3 protein-coding genes are annotated in these 2929 nt (G+C 72.7%); all 3 read left to right on the plus strand.

The features are described from left to right. A partial coding sequence (locus E1264_RS41715; RefSeq protein WP_243711500.1) for an MCE family protein occupies nt 1–619 on the plus strand: 619 nt, incomplete at its 5' end. Continuing rightward, nucleotides 616–1812 carry an MCE family protein gene (locus E1264_RS41720; protein ID WP_243711501.1) on the plus strand — a complete coding sequence of 399 codons (1197 nt, stop codon included), beginning with the start codon at nt 616–618 and terminating at the stop codon, nt 1810–1812. The genes E1264_RS41715 and E1264_RS41720, both read left to right, overlap by 4 nt. Beyond that, nucleotides 1812–2929 (plus strand): MCE family protein (locus tag E1264_RS41725; RefSeq protein WP_132182971.1); only part of this gene is annotated, 1118 nt, incomplete at its 3' end. The genes E1264_RS41720 and E1264_RS41725, both read left to right, overlap by 1 nt.

Raw genomic sequence — 2929 nt, forward strand, 5'->3', positions numbered from 1 at the left:
CGTCACGACCGCGTTCGAGGACCTCGGCCGGACGTTCGACCGGCTCGACACCGCCAGGCTCGCGTCCAGCCTGCAGACGATCTCCACGACGTTCGAGGACACCCCGGCGAGCGTCCGCGTCGCGCTGAAGGGCCTGTCGTCGCTGTCCACCACGATCGCGTCGCGGGACGCCGAGCTGGCGCGGCTCCTCGCCGGGACCAAGAGGCTGTCCGGCACCCTCGCCGCGCAGAACGACCAGTTCAGGACGCTGTTCAAGGACGGCAACCTGCTCCTGGACGAGCTGCGCCGCCGCCGCGAGGCGATCCACGCGCTGCTGGTCGGCACGCGGCGCCTCGCCGACGAGCTGGTCGGGCTGGTCGACGACAACCGCTGGAAGCTCCGGCCGGTGCTCGCCTCGCTCGACGAGGTCACCGGCGTCCTCGCGCGGAACCAGAAGAACCTGGACCGGACGCTGCAGACCGCCGCCCCCTACATCCGCGTCGTCGGCAACGCGATGGGCAACGGGCGCTGGGTGGACGGCTACCTGTGCGGCACCGTCCCCAAGAACTACCTGGAGAACGGCACCTGGAAGCCGCCCGTGACCGGCTGCAAGCCGCCGCACCTGACGGGAGGCCGATGATGCGGTCGTCCCCGATACGCGACCACCGGACGCGCGTGGTGGAGGCGCTCCTCGCGGGCTTCGCGATCCTGGTCGCGGTGGCGCTGATCCCCGTCCTGGGCGGCGGGCCGTCGCGGCGGATCACCGCGTACTTCGCCACCGCCATCGGCGTCTACCCCGGCTCCGACGTGCGCGTCCTCGGCGTCAAGGTCGGCTCGATCGACACGATCGAGCCGCTCGGCGACCGGGTGAAGGTCGTGCTGCGGGTGGACGAGGAGGTGCCCGTGCCCGCCGACGCCCGCGCCGTCGTGATCGCGCCGAACCTGGTGTCCGACCGGTACGTGCAGCTCGACCCCGCCTACGGCGGCGGCCCGCGGATGCCGGACGGCGCGTCGATCGGCGAGAGCCGCACCGCGACCCCGCTCGAACTCGACCAGCTGTACGACGCCGTCCGGCGGTTCTCCGCCGACCTCGGCCCGAAGGGCGTGAACGCGCACGGCGCGCTGTCGGACGTCGTCCGCGTCGGCGCCGCCAACCTCGGCGGCAACGGCAAGGCCCTCAACACCACGATCGCCGACCTCGGGAAGGCGTCGCAGACGCTGTCGGACTCCAGCGACGACCTGTACGCCACCGTCGCCAACCTCAACAGGTTCAGCGTCATGCTCCGGGAGAACGACGCGCAGATCCGGCTGGCGGAAAGCCGGCTCGCCGAGGTCAGCGGGTTCCTCGCCGCCGACCGCGACGAGCTGGGCGCGGCGCTGCGGAGCCTCGCGGTGGCGCTCGCCGAGGTCAAGGGGTTCATCGAGGACAACCGGGCACTGCTGGAGCGCAACGTCGGCAAGCTCGCCGGGATCACGCAGGTGCTCGTCGACCAGCGCGCGTCGCTCGCCGAGATTCTCGACACCGCGCCGCTGCTCACCCAGAACGCCCTCGGCGCCTACGACCCGAAGACCCGCTCGCTGATGACCCGCGGCAACCTGCTGGAGATCACCAAGGCGTTCGGGAGCGCGGCCCAGCCGGGGGTCGATCCGCCCGCGGCCGATCTGCGGCCGGTGTGCGCGGCGGCGGCGTCCGCGACCGAGACGCTCCGGGAGCAGTGCGAGCGGCTGAAGACGTCCGGGCTGGTGGCGGTTCCGCCGTCGCAGGCGTCCGGGGTGCCGCCGCTGCCGCTGCCGCCCGCCGGACGTACCTACGCCGGACCGGGAGGCTCCTGATGCGCGCGTCCAGGCTCATCGCGGCCCTCACCGCCGTGGCCGTGGCGGCGGGCTGCTCGATGCGGGTGGAGGACGTCCCGCTGCCCGGCGGCGCCGATCTCGGCGACCACCCGTACACGGTGAAGGTGCAGTTCGAGGACGTGCTGAACCTCGTCCCGCAGGCGGCCGTCCGGGTCAACGACGTCCCGGTCGGGCGGGTGAAGAAGGTGTCGCTGCCCAAGGGCTCGTGGAACGCCGAGGTGACGCTGCTGGTGAACGGCGACGTCCGGCTCCCGGCGAACGCCACCGCGAACCTGGAGCAGTCGAGCCTGCTGGGGGAGAAGTACATCAAGCTCGCCGCCCCGGCGACGGCACCGTCGACGCGGCCGCTGACCGACGGCGCCACGATCCCGGTCGCCCGGACGACGCGGAACGCCGACACCGAGGAGGTCTTCGGCGCGCTGTCGCTGCTGCTGTCCGGCGGCGGGCTCCCGCAGATCCGGACGATCAACCGCGAGCTGAACAAGGCGCTCGGCGGCCGGGAGGACACGATCCGGTCCGCGCTGCGGAACCTCGACGGCCTGACGGCGACGCTCAACCGCAACCGCCGGTCGATCGTGGACGCGCTGGACGGCCTGAACCGGCTGTCCGCCACGGTCGCGTCCCGCGACGGGCAGGTCGAGACCGTCCTGGACGACCTGTCGCCCGGCCTGAAGGTCCTGGACGAGCAGCGCGGGCAGCTCGTGGAGATGCTGCGCAGGCTGGAGCGACTCGCGGACGTCGCCGTGAGGACCATCAACGCCAGCAAGGACGACACGGTCGCGAACCTGCGCTCGCTCGCGGTGATCCTGCGCAAGCTCGCCGACTCCGGCCGCGACCTGCCGAAGTCGCTGGAGGTGCTGCTCACCTACCCGTTCACCGACGAGGCGCTCAAGGGCGTCAAGGGCGACTACCTCAACGGCTACCTGACCGTCGTCGCGACCACGGGCGGCAACTGCGTGATCCCGCCGGTCAAGGAGTACGACCCGCGCTCCGACCTGAAGCGGCTGCGGGCCCTGGCCGCCGCACCGCCCGCCGGCCCGATCCCGACCCCATGCCCGGACGCCGGCGACGGCTCCGAAACAGGCGCCCCCACCAC

Source organism: Actinomadura sp. KC216 (genome assembly GCF_004348535.1).
Classification (GTDB): domain Bacteria; phylum Actinomycetota; class Actinomycetes; order Streptosporangiales; family Streptosporangiaceae; genus Spirillospora.

Excerpts from the sequence above, each read along its gene's own strand:
- E1264_RS41720 (WP_243711501.1), top strand. The coding sequence starts at position 616 with ATGATGCGGTCGTCCCCGATACGCGACCACCGGACGCGCGTGGTGGAG.